We start from the raw sequence: 24,470 nt of genomic DNA on the forward strand, positions 1-24,470 counted from the left end.
GCCGCAGTCTAGCGCCGGAGAATGAAGCCGCCAGTTGAGAGCAGGAGTTCACGCGCCGTTAAGATGGGCGGCACATGGATTCCTTCTGGCTGGCCTTCACGGCATTCGGTGCCGACCTGGTCTTCATCGCGGTGCTGACCCTCTACGGCTGGCTGGTGCGGCCCGCGGGGCTGCGGGCGCTGGGCGTGGCCTTCGCGCTGAGCTACCTCGTCAATTCGCTGCTCAAGTACGGGCTGAACCTGCCGCGCCCCTTTACCAATGATCCGGGCGCGGCCAGCGCGGTCGCCAAAGCCACGGCGGGCGGTCCCGGTCTGCCCAGCGGCCACGCCCAGATGAGCATGACGCTGTGGGGCGGGATCGCGGCGCAACTCCGGCGGCCCTGGGTGTGGGGTGTGCTGGGCCTGCTGGTCGGGCTGGTGTCGTATTCGCGGCTGGCCCTGCACGTCCACTACCCATCCGATGTGCTGGTGGGCCTGCTGCTGGGGGTCCTCTTCGCAGCGCTGGCGACCCTCGACTGGCGGCACGGCCTCCTCGCACCGAAGGTGTGGCTCCCTGCCCTGGTGCTGGTCATCGCCTGTCTGCTGCCCACCCGCTTGCCGGAGGAGTACAGCCGGGGCCTGGGGATGCTGGCCGGGTTCTGGCTGGCCGAGCCGCGCTACCTGCCACCGAGTCACTGGGCCGGGCGCATCGGCGTGGCCGTGATCGGGCTGGTCATCGTGATCGGGGTGTACCTGGGTCTGAGTGCCCTGGCCGGGTTGCTGCCCAGCGCACTGAGCGGAGCCGCCCGCGCCCTGCGCTACTTCCTGCTGGTGCTGGTGGCCGTCTGGGGTGTTCCGGCGCTGCTGAGGGTATGGCTCAGACCGGTCGGTGTCTGAATTATGGCCGCTTGGTCAGGTTGTAGAGTCGCACGCCGTAAGCGATCAGCAGCACGGCGCTGAGGGCCGCCAGCGGCCACTGGGCAAGGCTTACAAACCGGATCAGCAAGATGGCCCACCCGGCACACAGCGCCACCGTCAGCCACACATTGAAGGAATTGGACTTCATGGGCCCCAGTGTAGTGGGCTTCCATGAACGGGTCAGGCCGGGCCGCGCGGCACTGCTAAACTGCAACTTCAGCAGTGCCGCGCCGTTTTGCCCGTACCGGGGAGGTCATTTTTATGCCCGAGTCTCCAGCCGCTTCGCCCTCCTCTCAGGCCACCGTCTGGCCTGCCGTCATCGTGGGGGCAGGACCAGCCGGGCTGGCAGCGGCGGCCTGCCTGAAGCGGCGCGGTGTGAACGCCCTGCTGCTTGAGCGCGAACCAAACCTCGCCGCGACTTGGCGGCGACACTCCGATACGTTGCAGCTCCACACCGACAAGGCCCACTCGGCACTGCCGTACCTCCACTTCCCGGCAACCACCGGGCGCTATCCCAGCCGGGATCAGGTGGTGGTTTACCTGGAAACCTACGCGCGCCGCCTTCGGCTCAGTCCGCAGTTCGGCACCGAGGTCCGCCGCGTCGTCAGGGAGGAAGGAGGCGTGTGGCGCGTGCAGACCAACCGGGGCGAGTACCGCGCCCGGCATCTGGTGCTGGCAACGGGCAACGCCGCAACGCCGGTCATGCCCGAGTGGCCTGGTCTGGAGCAGTTCGTGGGCACAGTGATGCACAGTTCACGTTGGCGCAGCGGCCTGGCGTTCCGGGGCGCACAGGTGCTGGTGATCGGCGCAGGCAACTCCGGGCATGAGATTGCCCTGGCCTTGCAGCGCTGCGGCGCGAAGGTCACCTGGTCGGTGCGGGGACCGGTCAACGTGATTCCGCGCGACCCGCTGGGGCTGCCGCTCCTGAGCGTCGCGCTGGCCCTCGACTGGCTCCCGGCCCGGCTGCGCGACGCACTGACCTTTCCGCTGCGCTGGTGGCTGTGCCGCGACCTCCCCCGTCACGGCCTCCGCCTACTGCCGTTCGGGCCGTTTCAGCAGATCGAGCAGACCGGGCGCGTGCCGATCATCGACACCGGCATCGTCTGTGCCGTGCTCTCCGGCGCGGTGAGGGTCGTGGGAGACGTCGCCGGGTTCGGGGCGCGGCAGGTGAAACTGGCGAGCGGCGAAACCCTCGACATCGACGCCGTGATTCTCGCCACCGGCTACCGGCCCGCCGCCCCTTACACGCGGGCGCTGGCGGCTACGGCCGACGTTCACGCCTGCGGCTACCGGGTGGCGGCCACCGGAATGCTGCACGCCATCGCCGGAGAAGCCCGGCAGATCGCCGCCCTCATCGCCCGGCAGGAACGCTTGACGAGGCTTTCGCCGCCCTGAGCGCCGCGCCCGCGTCAAGCAGTCCCGCGCCGCAGCTCTTGGCCGGGTCGGCATCGCACCGGCCGCCGACAAACGGCTGGGCAGTGCGTCTGAGCAAAGTGATGACCTGGGCAGGCGTCAGCTTTGGGTTCAGGCCCATGATCAGGCTGGCCACGCCCGTCACCTGCGGCGCGGCGAAGCTGGTGCCGCTGCGGCGCTGCTCACCCTCCACCGAACTGAAGACGAGTGGCCCACTCTGCTCGCCGCCGGGAGCCGCAAGGGCCACCGACGCGCCGAAGTTGGAATAGCTGGCCCGCCGCCCGGCCCGGTTGGTGGCGGCCACCGTCAGCACGCCCCGGCAACCTGCTGGACTGTAGCCACCCGCGTCGGCGGCGTCGTTGGCGGCCCCAGCGACGATCAGCACGCCTTTGGCCATCAACTCGTCCACCGCCCGCTGCACGCCAGCATCGCAGCCGGTCAGGGCGACGAAGTCAGCGTAGAGGCTGAGATTGATGATTCTGGCCGGGCGCAGGTTGAGCGGCGCGCCGATGACCCGCAGCCCCGCCGCCCAGCGCAGCCCGTCGATCAGATCCTGCGGAGCGATCAACCCGTCCTCGCCCGCCACCCGCACGGCGACGATACGTGCGCGCGGGTTGATGCCCGCCATGCCGAGTGAGTCGTGCGCCGCCGCGATGATGTTGGCAACCCCCTCGCCGTGATAGCGAAACTGCCCCACGCCTGAGGCGTCCGCATCGCGCCCATCGCCGTCGCCGGAGCGGGCCGGGTCCGACACGAAGTCGTAGCCGCTCGTGAGCCGACCGGCCAGTTCCGGGTCGTTGACATAGCCGGTATCCAGCACCGCCACCGTGACGGCCTCGCCGGGCGTCACGGCCCAGCCAGCGGGCATGTTGATGGCAGCCAGGTTCCACTGCTGCGAATAGAGCGGATCGCCTGGCACAGCGGCGCTGACCGGCGTCGAGAGCGGCAGCGTCGAAGCTGGTTTCGGTAACGTTTGTCGCGGGACCGTTTGCTTTGGAGTGGCGAACGGCACCAGCGGCGCGGACACGCTCGGCGCAGCGGGCAGCGGCTGGAGTTCCGGCAGGGCGGCGCGGGTGGGTGGGCTGACCGGGGCCATTGATGCGGGCGGCGCGGCAGGCACACTGGCGTGTGCCAGCCCCGGCCAGGGCAGTGTGCCGAGCAGCAGCGCGCAGGACAGGCGGGCCAGCGAACGAATGGGGCGGATCATACTTCAGTCTGAGGGACGCGACTGACGGGCGGCTGAAGTGGGTCTTTATGATTGAACGGTTGTGGGTATGCTGGGGCCGTGACTCCCCCATCTTCCCACTGCACCCCCCGCCCGGTGGCGGTGCTGACCGGCGCGTCGAGCGGCATCGGCGAGGCCACTGCCGCCGAACTGGCTCGCCGGGGTTACGCGCTGGTGCTGGCCGCCCGCCGACTGGACAAACTCGAAGCGCTCTGCCAGCGACTCGATCCCGGCGGTGAGCACTCACTGGCAGTGCAGGCCGACGTGACCGACGACACGGACCGGCGGCGGCTGATCGGGCAGGCCACCTTGCGCTTCGGGCACGTGGACGCCCTGATCAACAACGCGGGCGTGAGCATCGCCTCCGGCCCCTGGTGGGACGACCCTGACCCGCTGCGGGTGCTGCGAACCAACCTCGACGCGCCCATCGAGCTGACCCGGCTGGTGCTGCCGGCCATGCGCGCCCGCAGGCAAGGCGCGGTGGTCAACGTGGCCTCGGTGGCGGGCCTCATCGCCTTTCAGGGCCTGTACAGCGCCAGCAAGTTCGGGCTGCGCGGCTTCTCTCTGGCCCTGCGGCGCGAACTGCTGGGCAGCGGCGTGAACGTGTCGCTCGTCTCGCCGGGCTTTGTCAGAACCGAACTGACAGCCCGCGCCCGCCTGCCGATGCCGGGGCCGGACATCGTGGCCCGCGCCATCGCAGACGTGCTGGAGCGGCCCCGGCGCGAGGTGGTGGTGCCCGGCTGGTACCGGGTTCCCGCCTTGCTCGACACCCTTTTTCCTGGCATCGTGGACCAGGTCGTGCCCCTGATCCAGGCCCGGCGCTACCGCTGACGGACTGCCGCCTTCTCTGGACGTTTTGCTTACGTTCAGCCGCACCCGACTCTCTAGACTGGCGACATGGATTCAGGCCAGCACGCTTCAGACCAGGGGTCAGGGCCGCTCAGACAAACGCGGCTGCTCTCCCGGCTGGGGCAGTTTGTGCGGCGGCAACTCAGCCTCAAGCAGCTCGGCAGGCTTTTGCAACCCACCTTCGAGCGGCTGCTGGCCCTCGCCGACACCCGCTTCTCGGCCTTCATCCAGCCGCGCCGCCGCAGGGGCGACATCATCATCACACCGTACACCGGCTGGGGGACCCCGCAGCATCTCGAACTCACCGGGCGGGTCCTGCTGCCGCGCACCCTGGCGGCCCCGAAACGCGGCGATCCGAGGTGGCGCAACTTCGTCGGCATCCTGCGGCGGCTGCTCTCGCGCGAGGTCGGCGGCGTCACCGTTCACGGCGTCTTGGAAGGCCACACCGTCAGCGCCGTGTCGGACATCGGCGGCTACTTCACGCTGATCTGGGAGCGCGCCCAGGCAGTAACCACGACTGTGGCGGCCGATATGGGCGGCTGGCTGGAAGCCTCGCTCTACATCGAGGGCCGCAGCAAAACCACCTTCGCACCGATCCGGGTCGTGCGTCAGCCGAGATTCGGTATCATCAGCGACCTCGACGACACGGTGCTCAAGTCGGACGTGACCAGCCTACCGCAGATGCTCGGCACAGTCCTGACCGGCAACGCCCGCACCCGATTGCCGTTTCCCGGCGTGAGCGCGCTTTACCGGGCGCTGGTGCGCGAGAAGGTCGGGGCCAATCCGATCTTTTACGTGTCGAGCAGTCCCTGGAACTTCTACGATCTGCTGTGGACCTTTCTCAAGTACCGCCGCCTGCCGCTGGGGCCGATTTTTCTGCGCGACTGGGGCGCGGAGCTGTTTTCCGGCGGCAGCCACCACAAGCACACCATTATTGAGAGGCTGATGCGAACTTACCCGGCGCTGCCCTTCGTACTGATCGGCGACAGCGGCGAGCAGGACCCCGAAATCTACGCCGAGGTGGTCCGGCGCAATCCGGGGCGGGTGCTGGCCGTCTACATCCGCAAGGTGACCGGCGCGGCCCGCGACGAGGGTGTGCAGCAGCTGCGCGTTGAGGTGCAGAAGGCGGGCACTGAACTGGTCCTGACCCGCGACTCGCTGGCCGCCGCTTTTCACGCGATGGCAATGGGCCTGATCTCGCCTGCCGAGTTGCGAAGCGTAATTCAGTCGGTGGAGAAGTCGTTTGCCCAGAATCCGTTCGCACCCTCCGCCCTCGCCCCGGCTTCATTCAACTCAGACCCAACCGGTTCAGGCCCAGTCAGTCCAGCCACACTGAGCCCGGCCCCGCTGACCCAGCGGCCCAGACGCAAGCCCGGGTAAACCGTCCGCCCCCAGGCAGGTCAACACTCCAGGCGAGGAGCAGTGTGCTAAACTGCGGGAGCTTCCGGGCACAGGACGCGCATGAGCGCAATGCCCCAGACAAGCGAAACGACCGCGCAGACCGCCGCAACGCAGACGCCCCCTGAAGGCGTCACACTGCACCGAGGCTGCGCCCCTAGTCCTGAAACAGGTGCAAAGTGCCGAGAAAGAAACAGGAGCGCCCAGCGCCCACCGCCACCGACGTTGCCTCAGCGCAGGAACAAGCGCTCCAACCGCCACAGCCGTCTGCGCCCCGCCAGGGCCGCAATGGTCAGCGGGCCGCGCCGCGCCGCAACGCCGCTTCCTCGCCCAGCTGGACTGATCCGGTGAGTGATGAAGTGACCCCCGCCGCCCCCACCCCCCAGAGCGTGAAGCTCTCCAAGGCCACGATCACGAACAAACCCACCACCCCCCGCCGCAAGAAACCCGACGCTGCCGAGGCCACCGAGCCGCAGGCCGCCTCCCCGACGACCAAGCTGCCCGCTGCCAGGGCACCGCGTCAGACCCGCCGCAGCAAGATGCAAATCACTGAACTGGCGATCACCGAACTGGCTATTGCTGAGCCGCCCGTCGCCGCAACTGAGTTGCCCACCGAGCCTGCCACAGCCGTCCGGCGCGGCAGACGAAGCGCCAGCACTGCCGCCCCCACACCTGACGCGGCCCCCACGACCGCTGAAATGACGAGGCCGGGACGCCGCAAAAAACTGATCCAGAGCACTGAACCGGAAGTGGCCTTATTGGAAGGCACCTTGCCGGAAGCACCCGTACCGGCTCCCCAGCCAGTTCAGGTCAGCGAGGCCGCCGTGCCCGCGACCCCAGTCAAACGCGGCCCAGGTCGGCCCAGAAAAGTGAGACCGACGCCTGAACTGCCTGTTTCGGAAGCGCTGGAGCCCGTCCAGTTGGCCCCACAGTTGGACCCAGTCGCCGCCGAACCACTGTCCGCGTCAGCCAACCCGAGCGCCGAGTCGATTAGTGCTCCCAAACGGGTCAGCCCGCGCCGGGGTCGCCCGCCTAAAATTGTGCCGGAGCGTGCCGCGCCAGATCACGCCGATCTGAATCTCACCGTGACCATGCTCACGGATTCCCAGTCCGGCGAGGCGGCGGCGGACCTGAGCAGCGGTGCCGAGCCTGCGGACGCTGGAGTTCAGCCCGCCCCGTCACCCCGGCGTGGACGCCCGCCCAGGGGCCAGCGACTCGTCAGCGGAACGCGGACGAAAGCAGCGGTTCAGGAGCTGGATGAGCTGACCCCCGCCGAACCATTGGAAACGCAGCGGGTGGATGAAGCGGACGACGATCAGGACAGTGCTGAAGCTTCCAGCAGCAATCAGAACAATGTCGATCAGAACGGCACGCACGGCGTCAGCGCCGAGGCCAGAGAGCTGATCACCGCGCAGCTTCGCAAGCTGGGCCGCCCGGTCCATGTCCGCGATTTCGAGCGCACCTTTACCCGCCAGGGCCGCGAGAAGCTGGGCGTTCGGCGCGATCTGGCCGGACTGCTCGAAGACCTGACCCGCAGCGGCGACGTGATCCGCACCCGCCGCCACACCTACGGTCTGCCCGAGGCCATGAATCTGGTGCGCGGGCGCTTTCAGGCGTCGAGCGGCGGCTTCGGCTTCGTCATCCCCGATTCGGGCGGCGACGACTTCTATATCCGCGAGGGTGAGACGCTCGAAGCCTGGAACGGCGATATCGTGCTGATCCGCCCGGAAGGCAGCAGCGGCGGCACCGAGCGCTACAACGAGCGCGGACGCAGCGGCAACCGCCGCAACGATTCTCCGCGCGCCGCCGTCGTGCGGATCGTCAACCGGGCCTACTCGCAGCTGGTCGGCTCGCTCGACCACCAGCAGACCTACGCTTTTCTCAAGCCCGACGACCACCGCGCCCGCCACCGCATCATGCTGATGCCCGGCGGCACCGAGGGGCTGCCCAACGGAGCGCGGGTGGTCACCCAGCTGTTCTGGCCCGAGCATACCGGCGAGGACGAAGTGTACGGCGAGATCGTGCGGGTGCTGGGCCATGAAGATGATCCGGCCACCGAAACTCAGGCGGTCATCGTCAAATACGGCCTGCGCGACGAGTTTCCGCCGGAGGTACTGCACGAGGCCGACACCATTCCCACCCGCCTGCCCGACGACGCCCTGAGCGGCCGACTCGATTTGCGCGATTACCATATTTTCACGGTGGACGGCAGCGATTCCAAGGATTTCGACGACGCCATTCACATTCAGGCGACCCCGGAAGGCACCTTCGTGGTGGGCGTTCACATTGCTGACGTGAGCCACTATGTCAGCCCCGGCACCGCGCTCGACGACGAGGCGTATGCCCGCGCCACCAGCGTCTATTTGCCGGGCAAGGTGCTGCCCATGCTGCCCGAGCACCTCAGCAACGGGGTGTGCAGCCTGGTGCCTGGCGAGGACCGCCTTACCATGAGCGCCATGATGGAGCTGTCCGGCGACGGCGAGATCCTCAGCACCACCTTCACGCCCAGCGTGATTCGCAGCAAGGCCCGGCTTACCTACGACGAGGTGCAGGCCTACTCGGAAGCGGTGGCCACCTTGCAGGGTGACGCCCGCGTGCTGGAAGGCGACCTGCATCTGCTCCTGAAAATCACCGCCAAGCTGCGTCAGAAACGGCTGCGTGAGGGCAGTCTCGACTTCAAGCTGCGCGAGGTCAAGGTGGATGTGGACAAGAACGGCCACATGCAGCTCATTCCCATCCGCGAGGAAACCGCGCGCGGCATGATCGAGGATTTGATGCTGCTGGCCAACAAGGCCGTGGCCCACTTCCTGCTCGAAAAGAATGTGCCGACCCTCTTCCGCATTCACGAGGAACCGACGCTGGCCCGCTTTCAGGACGTGACCGGGGCGATTGGCCGTATGGGGCTGAGTTTCCCCGGCGGCCAGCCGACCCCGCAGGCGTACCAGGCGGTGCTCAAGGCGGTGCGCGGCACCGGACAGGAAAGCGCCGTCAACACCTTGCTGCTCAGAAGCATGCAGCAGGCCAAGTACGCCGGGGAAAACCTGGGGCACTTCGGGCTGGCGTTTGCCGAGTATCTGCACTTCACCTCGCCGATTCGCCGCTACCCCGATCTGCTGGTGCACAGGGCACTCAAGGCGGCGCTGAGCGGCCCCGTTTCGGACCGGGTGCGTGCTGAACTGGGCACGCCACTGACCGAGCAGGGCCACCACACCTCCGAGCGTGAGCGCACTGCCAGCGACGCTGAGCGCGACCTGACCAAGTACTACCAGGCCAAGTGGGCGCAGGAACATCTCGGCGAGAGCTTCGAGGGCCGGGTCTCGGGCGTCATCGCCTCGGGCCTGTTCGTCTCGCTCGAAAACGGAGTGGAAGGCCGCCTGCACATCTCCAACCTGGGCGACGACTACTACTTCTACATCGAAGACGCCAGCATCCTCAAGGGCCGCACCAATGGCCGCATCTACCGCATCGGCGAGTCGCTGGACGTGACCATCAGCGGCGTCAACCCGCTGGCCCGCCAGATTGACTTCACTCAGTTTGATCAGAATCAGGAGAACAGTATGGACGGCAACGACCCCCGCCCCCGCGCCCGCCGCCGCGAAGACCGCGAGACGCAAAAACGCGAGAAACTCAGCAGTTTCCTGCCCCGCAAGCCGGGCGACCCCGAGGAAAGCAGCGCCGAGGGAAATACTGCTGCGCCCGAGCAGCAGGGCCAGCAACTCCAGCGCCCCGTCAACAGCTCCAGCAGCAGTAGCGGTACTGGCAACAGTGTGCGCCGCGAGGCTCCAGCACGCAGCGAGGGCCGAAGCACTCAGGGCACACGCGGAAGCACGCAGGGCAGCACCACCCAGACCAGCACCCAGCGTTCCAGCGAGCGGCCCAATGAGAGGCCCAGCGGCGGTTTTCGTCGCCGGGTGGTGACGCTGGACCGGCCCCGCAACGAGCACCTGCGCCCGGTCAACGTGACGGTGCAGCGCATGTACTTCGGCGACTGGACGCTCGATAATATGCCGCCGGAAGAAGGCCCGGGCCGTGAATCGGGCAACTACCGGAGCAACCAGCCAACGTTCCGGGGCCGCAGCCAGAACTCGGGGCAGGCTCAGCGCGGCGGGCAGGGGCGCAGCGAGCGCCCACGCGGCGAAGCCCAGGGCCAGCGCCCCCGACCAGCTGCCCCCCAGGCCGCCGCACCCGCGCCCAGTGCGGAGAGCAGCGCTGCCGATGAGGCCCGCCACCGCCGCCGCCGCCGGGGTCGCCGGGGAGGCAACGGCCAGAGCGGTCAGGGGTAAAGTTCAGCAGAGCGCCAAGGGGTCCGGTGAGAAGCCGGGCCCTTTTGTTTGTTTTATCTGTGTGAGTGGTTCTTCAACGCAGTTCAACAGATGAGCCGGAACACGGCCAGATGTAAGCGGTCAGGCAGGGCCGCCGATACGTTGACGGCGGGCAGGTCGTAACTCGCTGCCAATAAGCGGACCATTTCCGGCTCCAGCACTGCGGGAATCACCAGGTCCAGGCGCTCACACGGCCACGGGACGAGCAGCCGCTCGGTAAGCGTATCCGCCGATTCTGCCGCAGGCGGGTCGAAGAGCGCCCAGAATCCCGCCAGATGCGCTGCACCCTGCGCGGCCACCACCAGCATTCCACCGGGGTTCAGGACCCGAATGGCTTGCGCTACTGCCCGCTGGGGATTGGTGACATGCAGGAGCGTTCGGACCAGAAGCGTCGCGTCGAAGTGAGCATCTGCAAACAGCAGCGCCTCGGCTCCTCCTGATTGCACACCCGGCCCTGGATGCACATCGAGGCCGACCAACGGTCCGGTGTGGCCCCGCCGCCGCAGGTTTTTGAGCAGCTCGCCTTCGCCTGCGCCGATGTCGAGCACCGCAGCGGTGGCCGGGAGGTTGAGAGCTGCTAAAAGCGGACCAAACGGCCAATTTTGACCACAGGCACGGGAGAGCAGGGCATCACGGGCGTTCATTGTGTTCAGGATAGAACCAAAAAAAGAGTGCCGAAGCGCCCGCAATCTCTCTATCTGGCCCATTTCTCAGCCGCCGGTGACCAGCGACTTGTTCTTGTCCTCGCGGTCTTCTACGGTCTTGCCCAGAATGAAGAATGTAAGTGCCAAGTGGCCGGTGAACAACCCATCAAACTGCTTTTCCTGCTCGCTCACATCTCTTTTGCCGCCTGACTTGCCCTTGATGCAGTTGGTGTCCGACATAATGATAGAAACGAAGTCCAGAATGTAAAATACATTAGATACTTTCATTCAGTTCGCCCTATTCTTTGTTGCCCACAAAGAATAGGGCGGCCAACGAACTCAGGGACAGATTGCCGTGCCCACTGATCCCAGAAGGGAAGGTGTCCCTCCTCCTTAAGCATGAATTGAGCAGAACCAAGGCCAGGTCAACAAAACTTCAAGACCCGGTGATTTCGCCCCTGTTCACATGTCCATGCGGGTTTTAAGGAAGTTGGTCATCACCGCACCGCGCTTGTAGAAGGGGTTATCCATGATGCGGATATACAGCGGAATGGTGGTTTTGGGGCCGCCGATCACCGCTTCTTGCAGGGCGCGTTTCATTCTGGGAATGGCCTGCTCGCGGGTCTCGTGCCACACGATCAATTTGCCGATCAGCGAGTCGTAGTGCGGCGGAATGACGTAGCCCTCGTAGATGTGGCTATCGACCCGCACGCCGGGGCCGCCGGGAAAGTAGACCTCCTCGATCTTGCCCGCCGCCGGGCGAAAATCCTTGTCGGGGTCCTCGGCGTTGAGGCGGCACTCGATGGCGTGGCCGCGCAGCACGATGTCGTCCTGCGTCAGCGCCAGCCCCTCGCCCGCCGCGATCTGAAGCTGCATCTTCACGAAATCCAGGCCCGAGATCATCTCGGAAACGCAGTGCTCAACCTGAATACGGGTGTTCATCTCCATGAAGTAAAAGCCGCCGTCACGGTCCACGATGAATTCCAGCGTCCCAGCCCCAGCGTAGTTGACATGCTTGGCGAGGCGCACACCCGCGTCCAGAATCTCCTGGCGCAGGGTGGCGGGCAGGTTACTGGGCGCTTCCTCAATGAGTTTCTGGTTGCGGCGCTGAATCGAGCAGTCACGCTCGCCGATGTGGATGACGTGGCCCTGTCCGTCGCCCATCACCTGCACCTCGACGTGCCGGAATTCTTCCAGAAACTTCTCCATGATAATGGCCGGGTCGCTGAAATACAGCCGCGCTTCTTCCTGCGCTTGGGCGAAGGCGGACTTGAGCTCGTCCTGGGTGCGCACGATTTTCTGGCCGCGCCCGCCGCCGCCCGCGCTGGCCTTGAGCAGCACCGGGTAGCCGATCTGCTTGGCCGCCAGCAGCGCCGCGTCGGTGCCTTCCAGCACACCCGTCCCCGGCACCACTGGCACATTACTCAGCGCTGCAATTTCGCGTCCACCCGCTTTTGACCCCAGCGCCCGCATGCTCTCGGGGGTGGGACCGATAAAGACGATGCCGTGCTCGCGGCACATCTCGGCGAAATCAGGGTTCTCGGCCATGAAGCCGTAGCCGGGGTGAATGGCCTCGGCCCCGGTCATCAGCGCCGCCGAGAGGATATTGGGAATGTTGAGGTAGGAGGCGCTGGAGGCGGCGGGACCGACACACACCGACTCGTCGGCCAGCAGCACCGGCAGGCTGGCCTCGTCGGCCTGCGAGTAGACCACGACGGTCTGAATGCCCATCTCGCGGGCCGTCCGCATGATCCTGAGGGCGATCTCGCCCCGGTTGGCAATGAGTATTTTCTTGAACATGGTTTTCCTTCGGAGGTGGGAAGGGAAGTACTGAGAACTCACTTCTACTCAGGATTTATTCAATCAAAAACAGGGTCTGCCCGTACTCTACCGGCTCGGCGTTCTTCACCAGAATTTCGCGGACCACGCCGCCGGTCTCAGCCTCGATCTCGTTCATCAGCTTCATGGCCTCGATGATGCACAGCACCTGTCCGGCAGCCACCGTATCGCCCACCTTGACGTAGGCGGCGGCGTCGGGGCTGCTGCTGGCGTAAAAAGTGCCCACGATGGGGGCTTTGAGCGGAGTGCCGGACGCCTTGACGGGAGCTGCCGGGACAGAAGCGGGCGGCGTGGACGCTTCGCTCGCCGGGGCTGCCGATGTGGGTGCAGCCTGAACCGACTCGCCGCTGGCTGCCGGGCTGCTGACCGTGTGACTGGTCACGGGATTGGCTGCCGGAGCCGCGCTGCCAGAACTGGCACTCGGCAGGGCCGCGCCGCCCTGCATGGCCTGCGGGCCTCGGCGCAGACTGAGATCAAATTCCCCGGTCTTGAGGGCGAACTCGCGCACGTCGGCGGCGCTCAGGGCGTCCAGTATTTTTTTCAGGTCTTCGGGATTCATGGTTATGTGCCTCCAGAAAAAGGGAGCGCCCAGAGCAGCGCCGCTTGGCGACGTGGGGGCGGGTGGGGTTCAGACCGGATTGTAAGGTGTGGCGGCCCGCAAGTGTCGCAGCGGCGAGAAGACCGTGTGCGGCATAGACGACCCGGTCGCACCCAAAGAAGGCGGCCAGGCGTGCGAAAATCGCCGCCTGACCGCACCGGAATTGAAAAAGGCTTTAAGCGCGGCTGAGGTATTCCCCGGTGCGGGTGTCGACCTTGACCGAGGTGCCGTTCTCGACGAACAGCGGCACCTGCACGGTTGCGCCGCTCTCCAGCTTGGCGGGCTTGGTGCCGCCCGACACCGTGTCGCCGCGCACGCCGGGGTCAGTCTCGACGATCTGCAAGATGACCTGGTTGGGCAGGGTGATCTTGAGGGGCTTGTCACCGTACATGGTGACTTCCATCTCCATGTTCTCTTTCATGAACTTGGCGGCGTCACCGGCCAGCACCGGCGACAGGTGAATCTGCTCAAAGGTCTGCATGTCCATGAACATGTAGTCCTGGCCGTCTTTGTAGAGGTACTGCATGGGCTTGCCTTCCACGTAGATGTCCTGCAACTTTTCGGTGCTGTTGAAGGTGCGGTCCACGATGCTGCCGGTTTCCATATTGCGAAACTTGGTGACGACTTTCGCGCCGCCGCGCCCCATCTTGAGGTGCGAGTAATCGAGGCACTCCCACAAGCCGCCGTCCATCTCCACTTTGGTGCCGTTTCTGAGGTCTGTTACGCTGATCATCTGTTGGGGACTCCTTAAGCCGGGGCGCGCAGCACTGCCAAGCGCCGCTTCGGCAACAGCCGCCAGTCTACTCCACTCGGGCGGCGGCGGGCAAGAAAATGCCAGCAAGGGGTCTGGTCCGCCTTCAAGCGGCTCCTCCCGTATACTGCCTGCACCGTGAACGGAACCATTCAAATCAGCGAGGCGGCCCTCGCCTCTTTAATCGGCCTGACCGCCCATGAAATTCCCGGCGTGGTGGGCATGGCCCCAGCCAATCTCAAGGAGGGCCTCCAGCGCGTGCTGGGGCGCGCCCAGGCCCGCGACGGCGTGGTGATCGTCAAGGAAGGTGCCCAGACCAGCGCCGATCTCTACGTGGTGATGGCCTACGGGGTCAATATCCCGGCGGTGGCCCAGAACATCGCCGAGCGGGTCGAGCACACCGTGAAAACCCAGGCGGGCTTCGAGCTGAGCGCCACCCGCGTGCACGCCGTGGGGGTGCGCCGTGTCTGAGAGCGCCAATTCCAATTCGGTCAAGAGTGCCCTTTCGCCCGCCGACCTGGCCGCCATGCTGCGCCGGGCCACCGACTGGCTGGGCGTCTACCGCGAACAGGTCAACGCCCTGAATGTCTACCCGGTGCCCGACGGCGACACCGGCACCAACATGCACCTCACCATGCAGTCGGTGCGCCGCGAACTCGACACCTGCGACACCACCAGCATGCCCAGCGTGGCCCGAGCCATCAGCTACGGCGCGCTGCTGGGCGCGCGCGGCAACAGCGGCGTGATTCTCTCGCAACTCCTCAAGGGCTTTGCCGAGACCATCAAGGACACCGCCAAAGTGGACGCCAGGACATTGATCGCCGCCCTTCAAGCCGCCCAGAAAAGCGGCTACGGGGCCGTGATGAAGCCGGTGGAGGGCACCATCCTGACGGTGGCGCGCGGCGTGGCCGAGGGCGCGAAAGGCGAGACGCCCGATCAGGTGCTGGAGCAGGCCCTCCTCGCCGGACAGGGCATGCTCGACAGAACGCCCGACATGCTCCCAGCGCTCAAGCAGGCGGGCGTGGTCGACAGTGGCGGGCAAGGATACCTGTACCTGATCGAGGGGATGCTCGGCCAGCTCCGGGGCGACGAGTTGCCGCCCGCGCCTGAGGTCAGCAGCTACGCCCAGCAGCAGTTCGAGAACGAGGCGTTCGGCTACTGCACCGAGTTTCTGATGAGTGAGGCGACCCAGCCGATCGAGATGATCCGTGAACTGGTCTCGCCATTTGGCGACAGTCTGCTGGTGGTCGGCGCGGAGGGCTATGTCAAGGGCCACATCCACACCAACCAGCCCGACGAACTGCTGGCGGCGGTGGGCCGATACGGCAAGATGCTCAAGACCAAAGTGGAAGACATGGCCGAGCAGCACACTGAGATTCTGGGCATGGCGGGCGCGGCGGCCAGGGCCGAGGAGGAAGTGCCGCCCTCGGGCCTGGTGGCGGTGGCCAGCGGCTACGGACTGGTCAAGCTGTTCCGGTCGCTGGGGGCGCGCATCGTCTCCGGCGGGCAGACCGCCAACCCCAGCGTGCAGGACATCGTGGACGCGGTGCGCAGCGTGAGCGCCGAGAAAGTGATCGTGCTGCCCAACAACAAGAATGTGCTGATGGCCGCCCAGAAAGCTGCCGAGTTGCTGGAGGGCCGCGCCGTGATCATCCCGACGCGCACGCTGGGGCAGGGCATGGGCGCGGCGCTCAGCTTCCAAGCCGATCAGGACGCGAATGAGCTGGCCGTACAGATGGAGGAGGCGTCCAAAGCGGTGACCACCTTCGAGGTCACGCGGGCCAGCCGGGCCACCACCCTCACCACGGCGGCGGGCAAGGAGCTGCACATTGCCGACAACGACGTGATCGGCCTGCAAGACGACGAGCTGGTGCACTCGGGCGGCAGCCCCGAGGATGCCGTGCTGGAGATGCTGATCCAGGGCCACCAGGGCCAGGAGATCGTGACCGTGTTCGGTGGGCCGCAGAAAACCCAGGCCGATCTGGACACGCTGGCCGGGCGCATCCGCGAGGCCTTCCCCGACTCGGAAGTGGAGACCCACGCGGGCGGGCCAGATCTGTACGACTATCTGGTGACGCTGGAATAGCACTGGAGCAATGAACGAGACCGGGGCCGCAAGTATTGGCCCCGGTCTCGCTTTTTGTATTCTCAGCTCAGACTGTGCAGCGCCGCCCGCATGATTTCCAGCCCGGTCTGGGCGTCCTCGCGGGTCAGGATCAGCGGCGGGCTGACCCGAATGACGCTCTCGCCGCAGTCGAGATTGAGCAGGCCGCGCTCGAACATCGCCATGCTGGCCGCGTCACGCAACTTGCCGTCAGGACTGCCGTCGGGCTTGACAAACTCGATGCCGATAAACAGCCCCTCGCCGCGCACGTCGCCCAGGAAGGCAAACTCGGCCTGCATCTTCTTGAGCTCGGCCAGAATGTAGCTGCCCACCTCAGCGGCGTTGTGCATCAGCGAGTCGCCGCAGCCGGGGTGCTTGACCACACCTTCCAGCAGGTCGAGCGTGGCATGGGCCGCTGCCGCCGCCACCGGGTTGCCGCCGAAAGTCGAGCCGTGTGAGCCAGCCGCCCAGGTCATCACGCTTTCCTTGGCCAGCATGGCGCTCAATGGCAGGCCCGAGGCGATACCTTTAGCGAGCGTCACGATGTCGGGCTGGCAGTCTTCACCCTGGGCGGTAAACTGCTGAAAGCTGAACATTTTCCCGGTGCGGCCCGTACCCGCCTGCACCTCGTCATAGATCAGCAAAAAGCCGTACCGGTCGGCCATCTGGCGCAGCTTGGTGAGAAATCCGGCGGGCGGCACGATGTACCCGCCCTCGCCCTGCATCGGCTCGATGATGAAAGCGGCGACTTCGCTCGGCGGAATGACCGTCTTGAACAGGGTTTCCAGGTAAGCCAGCACCGCGTCGCCGCAAGCTTCCGGCGTGCTGCCCAGCGGCGGGCGGAAGGGATTGGGGTAGGGAATGTGCGTCACATTGGGCAGCAGCGGCCCGAATCCAGCCTTGTATTTGGTCTTGCTGCCGGTCAGGGTGATCGCGCCGTAAGTGCGCCCGTGAAAGCTGCCCAGCGTGCTGATGATGTGGCTGCGCCCGGTGTGGTTGCGGGCCAGTTTGATGGCCGCCTCGACGGCTTCCGCGCCGGAGTTGCCGAAGAAGACGCGCCACTTCTCGCCCGGCTTCTCGATGTGCTTAACCAGCCGCTCGGCCAGCCGGGTCGTGATCTCCTGTGGATAATCGGTCAGGCAGACGTGGGCGAACTTCTTCATCTGGGCGGTCACGGCGTCCACCACATGCGGGTGGGCGTAGCCGGTGGTACTCACCGCGATGCCCGCGAAGAAGTCGAGCATGGTGTTGCCGTCCGGATCGGTGAGCCACACACCCTCACCGTGATCGGGCACGAAGGGGTAAGGACGCATGTAAGAGGTGGAGAGTTCGGCGGCGTCGCGCTGCATGATCTCGGCAGTTTTGGGGCCGGGGAGGGCGGTGGCGAGGACGGGCTGGCGGGGCTTGGTCTGGGGCTGAAGAAGGGTGGTCATAGCAACTCCTAGAGATTGAAACAAAGGCGGGAAGTGAGTAACGGAGTGATGATGCCTCAGTCCCCGCTCTGCACCAGCACTGGCCCGCTGCTCTGGCCGTCCGGGACCGTGTCGCTGACTCCCACCCCATACGCCGCCCACTTGTCTTCCCGGCTATTCAGGCGGTGCTGGGTCTCGCCGGGGCGGTGATGCGTTTCGCTGAATCCGGCAGGCTCAATGCTGAGGCGCTCACCTTCCATCAAGCCGAAGATGCCGCTCTGGCCGGGTTCCGAGCGCTTCCACTCGGCAGGCACGGCCATGTCGGGGCCCGTGTAGTCGGTGGGTTCGGTGTAGGCAGCGATGTAGCCCTCAAAGTTGCGGAGAATCAGCTTGTCGCCGCCCTGCGAGAGCACGTAATTGGGCGCGACCGGAATCTTGCCGCCGCCGCCGGGCGCGTCCACCACGTAGGTCGGGATGCTGTAGCCCGACGTGTGGCCGCGCAGGCTCTCCATGATCTCAAGACCCTTGCTGACGGTGGTGCGCAGGTGGCCCGCTCCGTGCACGAGGTCGCACTGGTAGATGTAGTAGGGCCGCACCCGGATCTTGACCAGTTCGCGCAGCAGCTTCTGCATGATGACCGGGTGATCGTTGATGCCGCGCAAGAGCACGCTCTGGTTGCCCAGCGGAATCCCGGCGCGGGTCAGCTTGTCGCAGGCGTCGGCCACTTCCGGGGTGATCTCTTTGGGGTGGTTGACATGAATGTTCATCCACAGCGGGTGGTGGTCGGACAGCACCTGACACAGCTCATCAGTAACGCGCATTGGCATGAAGACCGGAACGCGGGTGCCGATGCGGATGATCTCGATATGCGGAATGGCGCGAAGTTCGCTCAGCAGACGGCCCAGCACCTTGGGCGCGAGGGTCAGCGGGTCACCGCCCGACAGCAGCACGTCACGGACCTGCGGGGTGTTGCGCAGGTAATTGAGCTGGGCCTCGAACTCGGCGGGGTTGAAGGTCTCGGTGGGGTCGCCCACGATGCGCGAGCGGGTGCAGTAGCGGCAGTAGCTGGCGCACTGGGTCGTCACCAGCATCAGCACCCGGTCGGGGTAGCGGTGAACCAGGCCCGGCACTGGGCTGTGCTTGTCCTCGGCCAGCGAGTCTTCCATCATGGACGTGAACGGCTCCAACTCGTGGTGCGTGGGAATCACCTGACGGCGCACCGGGCAGGTCGGGTCGGTGGGGTGCATCAGCGAGGCGAAATACGGCGTGATATCCAGCCGGAAGATGCCCTCGGCACTGGCACCGGCCCGCTCGGATTCGGTCAGCGTCAGCACCTCTTCCAGCTCCGAGACGGTGTTGATGCGGTTCTTGAGTTGCCATTTCCAATCGAACCACTGGGCGTCGGGTACATCTCGCCATTTGGCAGCGCGGTGGCCGCGTGGAAGCATCACTTGCGAATCGGTGGTGGCCTGGGGGTGGAGTCGGGCTGATTGCATACGGTTCACCTCTGCCGCCCTGCTCGAAAGCGGCACATCATGGGCGCTCAGAGCCGTCTGAGACGCCAATCCTCTTAATTCTTGCTCTCCAGATTAAGCGTCCCGGCCCACTTTTGGAAGGCGCGTCGGCACTCCGAATGGGGGGAAAAGGACTGCAAATCCCTGGCAAACGGCACGCTGGGCTTTGCATTTGAAAGGGGATGCGCTAAACTGACGGTCATGACGGGGCGGCCATGAGCGGGGCAGAGGCGGGCAGGGTGCGGGCGGCAGGCCAGCGGGGTTCACAGTGAAGGTCTTTGGCAGCGCCCTCGATTCGCTCGACCAGCGGATTTTGCAGGAAGTGCAGGAAGACGCCCGGCTCTCGATGCGTGAACTGGGGCGGCGGGTCGGGCTGTCGGCCCCCGCCGTCACCGAGCGGGTGCGGCGGCTGGAAGACAGCGGCGTGATCCTGGGCTACGGCGCGAAGGTGGCGAGCAAGCCGCTGGGCCGCGCCATCACCGCCTTCGTGGGGGTGCAGGGCAGCGGCAAGCGCGACCCCGAACTCGTTCGCTGGGCGCAAAACAACGACGGCGTGCTGGAATGCCACTCGGTCACGGGCGACAACTCCTGCATCCTCAAGGTGGCCTTGCCGGATGTGGCGGCACTGGAGCAGTTGCTGGGTGACCTGATCCAGATGGGCTTTACCTGCGACACTTCCATCGTGCTGAGCACTCCGCTGGAAGGCAAACGCCTGACGCTGCCCAAGTGACCGTATCGGAGTGACATTGCCGGAGCTGGCCTGCACTGACGTGGATTACCACCCGGACGGCAGCGCCCGCACCGCCGCCCTGCTGTTCGGCAACTGGTCAGACGCACGGGAAGCCAGGGCAATCCTTCACACCTCGCCGCAGGTGGCCGCTTACCAGCCGAGGGCTTTCTATCTGCGCGAACTGCCCTGTCTACTGGCCGCGCTGGAACCGCTGGCAGACCAGCTTGAAGTTGTCATTATCGACGGTTACGTGACCCTGGACGCTGCCGGACGGCCCGGTCTGGGCTGGCATCTGTTCAGGGCGCTGGGGCAGCGGGTGGCGGTGATCGGGGTCGCCAAAACTGCCTTTCAGGGTTCGGCCCACGCCCTGCCGGTGGAGCGGGGGCAGAGTCAGCGCCCGCTGTTCGTCACGGCGGCTGGGCTCGAACCAGCCCAGGCCGCAAGCTTTATTCGGCAGATGGCCGGGCCACACCGCCTGCCCACGCTCCTCAAACGGGTGGACCAGGCGTGCCGGGCCGCGCCCTGAACCTATCCCGCCTAAACTCACTCCATGCCCTTTGCCCTCTTCATGCCCACTGCCGAACAGATGTTCGTGCTGGACGTCCCAGCAGATACGCCCGCCGACGCCGAATTTTTCTTGCAGACCAATCTCTCCGGCTACGCGCCTGCCCGGCCGGAGTACCGCTTTGTGAATGGGATGCTGCGGGCCGAATTTCCGCTGGGAGCACTGTTGACTTACAAGGTCACACGGGGCAGCGCTGAGAGCGAGGAAGGCGATCAATGGGGTGAACGCAGGCCGGAGCGCCGCACAATCGTCGAGGGCGCGGCCACCCACCATCTCAGGATTGAGAGTTGGCAGGACTTGCACAGCGGCGCGGGCCGACCGTCCACGCTCGCGGCGGGCATCGAAACACTGAAGGTTCACAACCCAGAGCTAGACGACGACTTCACGGTGCTGGTCTGGACGCCGCCGGAGTACGCCGGGAGCACCGAGCATCTGCCCGTTCTGTACCTGCACGACGGGCAGAATGTCTTTGACGCGGCGACCAGTTTCGCAGGTGAAACGTGGGGGGCGGATATTGCAGCAAGCCAGCTGGCAGCTGAGGGTTTACCTTGCATCCTGGTGGCTGTATCGGTCAGAGAGAAGCACCGGGCCAGCGATTACGTTCCGTTTCCAATTCGGCACAACGACTTCAAGTCCACCGCACCCGCCTACCAGACCTTTCTGGCCCAGACGCTCAAACCGCACATAGATGCCCGCTACCGCACCCGCCCAGAACGGCAGCACACCGCGCAGGCGGGCAGCAGCTTTGGCGGCGTGGCCTCGCTCTACGGCACGCTGAGCCACCCGGACGTGTGGGGCACTTGCGGCGTGTTCAGCCCCAGCCTGTGGGTGCAGGACGGCGCACTGATGGACTTCGCCGGGCATCACCCCACGCGTGAACTGCGCTTGTATGTGGACATGGGCACGCACGAGGGCCTGTTCGTGGAGGACGCTGCCGCCGCCGTCCGGCAAACGCAGTGGTTCGCCGCCCGCAGCGCTTCCTTCGTGCACCAGGTTAATTTGCAGATCGGGATGGCCCACTGGCACGACGAACCGGCGTGGCGCTCCCGGCTGCCAGACTTTCTGCGCTGGTGGCTCACAGACCTGGGCTAGACCTGGCATTGTGAAAGCCCACCTTGGCATTTGACAAGTTTTTGTCACCAACACTCTAGCGACAGACGTGCAGAGAGCAACGCTTTTTTGCGCTTGAGAACGCACTTTACGGCCCGGAGGCGGCGTGTTAGCCTCAGAGGCTGTTTGAAGCCCGATTCTAGGGGTATGACCGTGTGCGTCGCCCGTCATCAAGCGCACAACCTATTCAGTAAAATACAGCTCCCAGCCGCATAAATGAAGCCCTCGGAGATTGGCATACACTCCTCGTAATCCACCTTCAGTCGTCTGAAGGTGAGGAGCCAGGCAAAGGTTCGCTCCACCACCCAGCGTTTGCGAACCACCTTGAACCCCTTCTCGCCTCGCCGTGCCATCTCCGCAGCCAATCGAAACTGCTCTTCAGTCGGTGTGTTGGTGGGCAACTGGGCGATGCCCCCGATGAGGGTGATGCCCTCATCGGGGCGACGAACCACTTCAACCTCAATCCCAGTGGTGGTTTTCGCCCAGGCTTTAAAAGGCCCACCCCCGTATCCTCCGTCCAGGTAGAGCTTTTTGACGAAGGGTGCGTCCGCTTTGAACGTATTGAGGACGAGCTTGAGACCTTCACGGTCATCAACGTTCGCGGTCGTCACGCGGCAACCGAGCAGGTTGCCGTCCGTATCCGTCGTGATGTGGCGCTTGCGGCCTTTGACCTTTTTGTTGCCGTCCCAGCCGCGATCCCCTTTTTTTGCGTCGTCTTGACGCTCTGGGAATCACCGACAGCGGCGGAAGGCTGAGCCTTCCGCCCTTTGCGTTCACGCTCGATCTTCACCAACGCTGCATTGATGGCCTTCCACACGCCTGTTTTCGACCAGAGATTGTGGTGGTAGTACACCGTTTCCCACTTGGGCAGATCGTGGGGCATCATTCGCCACTGGACGCCGCCTCGCAGAACGTACCGAATCCCGTTGACGATTTCCCGTCTGGGAACGGTTTCACAGAAGGTGCTCTCGCCTATCGGCGGCAAAAGTGGTTCAATGAGTTTCCACTGGGCATCTGTGAGGTCGCTGGGATAAAGCGGACGATCCATCAGGGCAGCTTAGCGAATTTGCTATCCCGTAGGCTTCAAACAGCCTCTCACCTCCACACCCGTCTGCCTTCTCACCCTTCCAAAGGAGCGTCACCGTGACCAGCACCCTCAGCCAGGGCTTTTTGCCGTTCGAGCACGAGCCGTACCACAACTTCAAAGACGAAACGGTGGCCGCCGAACAGCGTGCCGCCTTTGCCGATGTGCGCAAAAAGTACGTCGGACAAGTTTTTCCGCTGCTGATCGACGGGCAAGAAGTGACGGGCGGCGAGACATTCACCGTACACAATCCAGCCAACGGAGAAGCCCTCTGGCAATTCCAGAACGCCACCGCCGGGCAGCGCGACGCGGCCATCCAGGCGGCCAAAACCGCGTTTGAAAGCTGGCAGCACTCCGACCCGTTTCAGCGTGCCAGCATTTTCAAGCGGGCGGCGGAATTGCTGCGGGCCAGACGCCTGGAATTCAATGCCGTGATGACCCTGGAAAACGGCAAGAACTGGGCTGAGGCCGACGGCGAGGTGGCCGAGAGCGTGGATCACTTCGAGGTGTTCGCCCGCGAAACCCTGCGCTGGGCCGAGGGCAAACCTGTCTACCCGATGCCGGACGAGCACGTCACGACGCACTATGAGCCGCTGGGCGTGGTCGTCACCATCAGCCCCTGGAACTTTCCAAGCGCCATTCCGCTGGGCATGGGCCTGGGCGCACTGGCAGCGGGCAACACGGTCATCTGGAAGCCTGCCAGCGAGACCCCGCTGAGCAGCTGGCTGATGGTGGAGCTGCTGTTCGAGGCTGGATTGCCGCGCGCCGCCATTCAGTTTCTGACCGGCCAGGACGACGTGCTGGGCGACCCTCTCGTCGATCATAAAGACGTGCGGATGATCGCCTTCACCGGCAGCCGCGAGATCGGGTGCCGCATCTATGAGCGGGCCGCCAAAGTCCAGCCAGGGCAGAAGTGGCTCAAGCGGGTCATGGCCGAGATGGGCGGTAAGGACGCCACGGTGGTCTGCGCCGACGCCGATCTGGACGCCGCCGCCACCGGGATCGCGCAGGCCGCCTTCGGTTACTCGGGCCAGAAGTGCAGCGCCTGTAGCCGCGCCATCGTGGAGGAGAGCGTCTACGACGAGGTGCTGGAGAAGGTGCTGGCCCACGCCCGGAAGCTGAAAGCGGGATTACCGGAAGACGACGCCGATTACGGCCCGGTCATTCACGTGGGCAGCGCCGAGCGCATCCGGGGCTACGTGGATGCGGGCAAAGCGTCGGCCACGTTGCTGCTGGGCGGCGAGTGGGAGGGCGACAAGGTGCCGCCGACCATCTTCGGAGACGTGGCGAGCACCGACCCGCTGTTTCAGGAAGAGATTTTCGGCCCGGTGCTGAGCTTCACGCGGGCGCGGGACTGGCAGCACGCCATCGAACTCGCCAACGACTCGGACTACGGCCTGACCGGGAGTTTCTACAGCCGTGACCCGGCCAAGATCAGCGAGGCCCGCCGCCGCTTTCACGTCGGCAACCTGTATGTCAACCGCAAATGCACCGGGGCGCTGTCGGGCACCCACGCCTTCGGCGGCTACGGCATGAGCGGCACCAACGCCAAGGTCGGCGGGCCGGATTACCTGTTCTGGTTTTTGCAGACCAAAACGACGGCGCAGCGCTACTGAACAGTGTGGCTAATGGGCAGTGTGACTACTGAGAGAGGCGGCGGCCCAGCCACGCCCGCGCCGCCGCCTCCGAGGTCACGAAGCGCACTGCCGGGTGACGCGAATGCTCGTAGGCGAGTTCGGAGAAGCGCTCGCCATAAGCCGAGAAATCTTCCAGCACCAGCGCCACCGGGATGCGGTAGTTGACAAACTTCTGAAACAGCTCACCCGCCACGCCGCTGCCCAGCCGGAAGAACTCGGGGCCGAGGTCGGCTTCCGTCAGGATCAGACCGTCCACGCTGAAGGCCGTGCCGATCAGATCAGGTATGTCGGCCAGCGTGTCTACCCGCAACCCCAGTTCGCCCATACTTTTGATGTTCGGTTGAGCTGTCATAAACAGTGACCACCTCGCCGCTTTATT

23 protein-coding genes are annotated in these 24,470 nt (G+C 65.3%); 11 read left to right on the forward strand and 12 right to left on the reverse strand.

Annotated elements, in window-relative coordinates; translation table 11 throughout:
• The first annotated feature begins 74 nt into the window (after positions 1–74).
• The gene (locus tag N0D28_RS10820) at positions 75–875 is read left to right on the forward strand and encodes a phosphatase PAP2 family protein (protein WP_260559530.1); all 801 of its coding nucleotides are present in this window, start codon (positions 75–77) and stop codon (positions 873–875) included.
• A 1-nt stretch (position 876) separates the two neighbouring features.
• Here N0D28_RS10820 and N0D28_RS10825 read toward each other — a convergent pair whose 3' ends face one another.
• On the reverse strand, positions 877–1,044 hold the full coding sequence (locus N0D28_RS10825; RefSeq protein WP_260559531.1) for a hypothetical protein: 168 nt from the start codon (positions 1,042–1,044) through the stop codon (positions 877–879).
• 113 nt (positions 1,045–1,157) lie between these two features.
• Here N0D28_RS10825 and N0D28_RS10830 point away from each other — a divergent pair, with 113 nt between their 5' ends.
• Positions 1,158–2,291 carry a flavin-containing monooxygenase gene (locus N0D28_RS10830; RefSeq protein WP_260559532.1) on the forward strand — a complete coding sequence of 378 codons (1,134 nt, stop codon included), beginning with the start codon at positions 1,158–1,160 and terminating at the stop codon, positions 2,289–2,291.
• Here N0D28_RS10830 and N0D28_RS10835 read toward each other — a convergent pair.
• On the reverse strand, positions 2,248–3,516 hold the full coding sequence (locus N0D28_RS10835) for a S8 family serine peptidase (RefSeq protein ID WP_260559533.1): 1,269 nt from the start codon (positions 3,514–3,516) through the stop codon (positions 2,248–2,250). The two genes, N0D28_RS10830 and N0D28_RS10835, sit on opposite strands and share 44 nt — an antisense overlap.
• Positions 3,517–3,594: 78 nt before the next feature.
• Between N0D28_RS10835 and N0D28_RS10840 the strand changes: the two genes are divergently transcribed.
• From N0D28_RS10840 to rnr, 3 genes are all read left to right on the forward strand, one after another.
• Entirely contained in the window at positions 3,595–4,365 is a 771-nt protein-coding gene (locus N0D28_RS10840) for an SDR family NAD(P)-dependent oxidoreductase (RefSeq protein WP_260559534.1), read from the forward strand.
• 66 nt (positions 4,366–4,431) lie between these two features.
• Positions 4,432–5,763: an App1 family protein phosphatidate phosphatase gene (locus N0D28_RS10845; RefSeq protein WP_260559535.1), complete on the forward strand. Its 1,332-nt coding sequence runs from the start codon at positions 4,432–4,434 to the stop codon at positions 5,761–5,763.
• Positions 5,764–5,960: 197 nt separating this feature from the next.
• Positions 5,961–10,064, forward strand: a complete 4,104-nt coding sequence (gene rnr / locus N0D28_RS10850) for a ribonuclease R (protein WP_260559536.1) — start codon at positions 5,961–5,963, stop codon at positions 10,062–10,064.
• An 83-nt stretch (positions 10,065–10,147) separates the two neighbouring features.
• Here rnr and N0D28_RS10855 read toward each other — a convergent pair whose 3' ends face one another.
• The 5 genes from N0D28_RS10855 to efp form a co-directional block, all read right to left on the reverse strand.
• A complete protein-coding gene (locus N0D28_RS10855) occupies positions 10,148–10,747 on the reverse strand; it encodes a class I SAM-dependent methyltransferase (RefSeq protein WP_260559537.1) in 600 nt (199 codons plus the stop codon).
• 66 nt (positions 10,748–10,813) lie between these two features.
• Positions 10,814–10,987, reverse strand: coding sequence for a hypothetical protein (locus tag N0D28_RS10860; protein ID WP_260559538.1), 174 nt, complete (start codon positions 10,985–10,987; stop codon positions 10,814–10,816).
• Between the two features lie 222 nt (positions 10,988–11,209).
• Positions 11,210–12,547 (reverse strand): acetyl-CoA carboxylase biotin carboxylase subunit, encoded by a 1,338-nt coding sequence (gene accC, locus N0D28_RS10865; protein ID WP_260559539.1) that lies wholly within the window; start codon positions 12,545–12,547, stop codon positions 11,210–11,212.
• A gap of 55 nt (positions 12,548–12,602) precedes the next feature.
• Positions 12,603–13,145, reverse strand: coding sequence for an acetyl-CoA carboxylase biotin carboxyl carrier protein (gene accB, locus N0D28_RS10870; protein ID WP_260559540.1), 543 nt, complete (start codon positions 13,143–13,145; stop codon positions 12,603–12,605).
• Positions 13,146–13,359: 214 nt separating this feature from the next.
• Positions 13,360–13,917 (reverse strand): elongation factor P, encoded by a 558-nt coding sequence (gene efp / locus N0D28_RS10875; protein WP_260559541.1) that lies wholly within the window; start codon positions 13,915–13,917, stop codon positions 13,360–13,362.
• A 156-nt stretch (positions 13,918–14,073) separates the two neighbouring features.
• On the opposite strand from efp, the gene N0D28_RS10880 reads away from it, so the two are divergent.
• Together N0D28_RS10880 and N0D28_RS10885 are read left to right on the forward strand one after the other, a co-directional pair.
• On the forward strand, positions 14,074–14,406 hold the full coding sequence (locus N0D28_RS10880) for an Asp23/Gls24 family envelope stress response protein (protein ID WP_260559542.1): 333 nt from the start codon (positions 14,074–14,076) through the stop codon (positions 14,404–14,406).
• Positions 14,407–14,461: 55 nt separating this feature from the next.
• Entirely contained in the window at positions 14,462–16,021 is a 1,560-nt protein-coding gene (locus tag N0D28_RS10885; protein ID WP_260561883.1) for a fatty acid kinase ATP-binding subunit FakA, read from the forward strand.
• A gap of 62 nt (positions 16,022–16,083) precedes the next feature.
• Here the strand turns inward: N0D28_RS10885 and N0D28_RS10890 are convergent, their stop codons facing one another.
• Both N0D28_RS10890 and N0D28_RS10895 read right to left on the reverse strand, forming a co-directional pair.
• On the reverse strand, positions 16,084–17,472 hold the full coding sequence (locus tag N0D28_RS10890; protein ID WP_260559543.1) for an acetyl ornithine aminotransferase family protein: 1,389 nt from the start codon (positions 17,470–17,472) through the stop codon (positions 16,084–16,086).
• A gap of 56 nt (positions 17,473–17,528) precedes the next feature.
• Positions 17,529–18,947, reverse strand: coding sequence for a KamA family radical SAM protein (locus N0D28_RS10895; protein ID WP_260559544.1), 1,419 nt, complete (start codon positions 18,945–18,947; stop codon positions 17,529–17,531).
• 286 nt (positions 18,948–19,233) lie between these two features.
• On the opposite strand from N0D28_RS10895, the gene N0D28_RS10900 reads away from it, so the two are divergent.
• Genes N0D28_RS10900 through N0D28_RS10910 form a run of 3 tightly spaced genes read left to right on the forward strand, consistent with a single transcriptional unit; the run spans position 19,234 to position 21,352 of the window.
• The gene (locus N0D28_RS10900) at positions 19,234–19,695 is read left to right on the forward strand and encodes an Lrp/AsnC family transcriptional regulator (RefSeq protein WP_260559545.1); all 462 of its coding nucleotides are present in this window, start codon (positions 19,234–19,236) and stop codon (positions 19,693–19,695) included.
• Positions 19,696–19,705: 10 nt separating this feature from the next.
• Positions 19,706–20,221 (forward strand): endonuclease V, encoded by a 516-nt coding sequence (locus tag N0D28_RS10905; protein ID WP_260559546.1) that lies wholly within the window; start codon positions 19,706–19,708, stop codon positions 20,219–20,221.
• Positions 20,222–20,245: 24 nt separating this feature from the next.
• A complete protein-coding gene (locus N0D28_RS10910) occupies positions 20,246–21,352 on the forward strand; it encodes an alpha/beta hydrolase (protein WP_260559547.1) in 1,107 nt (368 codons plus the stop codon).
• Positions 21,353–21,540: 188 nt separating this feature from the next.
• Here the strand turns inward: N0D28_RS10910 and N0D28_RS10915 are convergent, their stop codons facing one another.
• Together N0D28_RS10915 and N0D28_RS10920 are read right to left on the reverse strand one after the other, a co-directional pair.
• Positions 21,541–22,020: a transposase gene (locus N0D28_RS10915; protein ID WP_260561831.1), complete on the reverse strand. Its 480-nt coding sequence runs from the start codon at positions 22,018–22,020 to the stop codon at positions 21,541–21,543.
• Entirely contained in the window at positions 21,978–22,418 is a 441-nt protein-coding gene (locus tag N0D28_RS10920; RefSeq protein ID WP_260559548.1) for an IS5 family transposase, read from the reverse strand. The genes N0D28_RS10915 and N0D28_RS10920 overlap by 43 nt, the downstream gene beginning before the upstream one ends.
• 95 nt (positions 22,419–22,513) lie before the next feature.
• On the opposite strand from N0D28_RS10920, the gene N0D28_RS10925 reads away from it, so the two are divergent.
• Positions 22,514–24,070 (forward strand): L-glutamate gamma-semialdehyde dehydrogenase, encoded by a 1,557-nt coding sequence (locus tag N0D28_RS10925; protein WP_260559549.1) that lies wholly within the window; start codon positions 22,514–22,516, stop codon positions 24,068–24,070.
• A 25-nt stretch (positions 24,071–24,095) separates the two neighbouring features.
• On the opposite strand, the gene N0D28_RS10930 is transcribed toward N0D28_RS10925, so the two are convergent.
• Positions 24,096–24,443, reverse strand: a complete 348-nt coding sequence (locus N0D28_RS10930; protein ID WP_260559550.1) for a DUF4180 domain-containing protein — start codon at positions 24,441–24,443, stop codon at positions 24,096–24,098.
• Positions 24,444–24,470 lie beyond the last annotated feature (27 nt).

The sequence above is a fragment of the Deinococcus rubellus genome, assembly GCF_025244745.1.
Lineage (GTDB): Bacteria > Deinococcota > Deinococci > Deinococcales > Deinococcaceae > Deinococcus > Deinococcus rubellus.

Coding starts and splice junctions, on each gene's coding strand:
- N0D28_RS10820 (WP_260559530.1), top strand. CDS start 75: ATGGATTCCTTCTGGCTGGCCTTCACGGCATTCGGTGCCGACCTGGTC.
- N0D28_RS10825 (WP_260559531.1), bottom strand. CDS start 1,044: ATGAAGTCCAATTCCTTCAATGTGTGGCTGACGGTGGCGCTGTGTGCC.
- N0D28_RS10830 (WP_260559532.1), top strand. CDS start 1,158: ATGCCCGAGTCTCCAGCCGCTTCGCCCTCCTCTCAGGCCACCGTCTGG.
- N0D28_RS10835 (WP_260559533.1), bottom strand. CDS start 3,516: ATGATCCGCCCCATTCGTTCGCTGGCCCGCCTGTCCTGCGCGCTGCTG.
- N0D28_RS10845 (WP_260559535.1), top strand. CDS start 4,432: ATGGATTCAGGCCAGCACGCTTCAGACCAGGGGTCAGGGCCGCTCAGA.
- N0D28_RS10855 (WP_260559537.1), bottom strand. CDS start 10,747: ATGAACGCCCGTGATGCCCTGCTCTCCCGTGCCTGTGGTCAAAATTGG.
- N0D28_RS10860 (WP_260559538.1), bottom strand. CDS start 10,987: ATGTCGGACACCAACTGCATCAAGGGCAAGTCAGGCGGCAAAAGAGAT.
- accC (WP_260559539.1), bottom strand. CDS start 12,547: ATGTTCAAGAAAATACTCATTGCCAACCGGGGCGAGATCGCCCTCAGG.
- accB (WP_260559540.1), bottom strand. CDS start 13,145: ATGAATCCCGAAGACCTGAAAAAAATACTGGACGCCCTGAGCGCCGCC.
- efp (WP_260559541.1), bottom strand. CDS start 13,917: ATGATCAGCGTAACAGACCTCAGAAACGGCACCAAAGTGGAGATGGAC.
- N0D28_RS10885 (WP_260561883.1), top strand. CDS start 14,462: ATGCTGCGCCGGGCCACCGACTGGCTGGGCGTCTACCGCGAACAGGTC.
- N0D28_RS10890 (WP_260559543.1), bottom strand. CDS start 17,472: ATGACCACCCTTCTTCAGCCCCAGACCAAGCCCCGCCAGCCCGTCCTC.
- N0D28_RS10895 (WP_260559544.1), bottom strand. CDS start 18,947: ATGCAATCAGCCCGACTCCACCCCCAGGCCACCACCGATTCGCAAGTG.
- N0D28_RS10910 (WP_260559547.1), top strand. CDS start 20,246: ATGCCCTTTGCCCTCTTCATGCCCACTGCCGAACAGATGTTCGTGCTG.
- N0D28_RS10920 (WP_260559548.1), bottom strand. CDS start 22,418: ATGGATCGTCCGCTTTATCCCAGCGACCTCACAGATGCCCAGTGGAAA.
- N0D28_RS10930 (WP_260559550.1), bottom strand. CDS start 24,443: ATGACAGCTCAACCGAACATCAAAAGTATGGGCGAACTGGGGTTGCGG.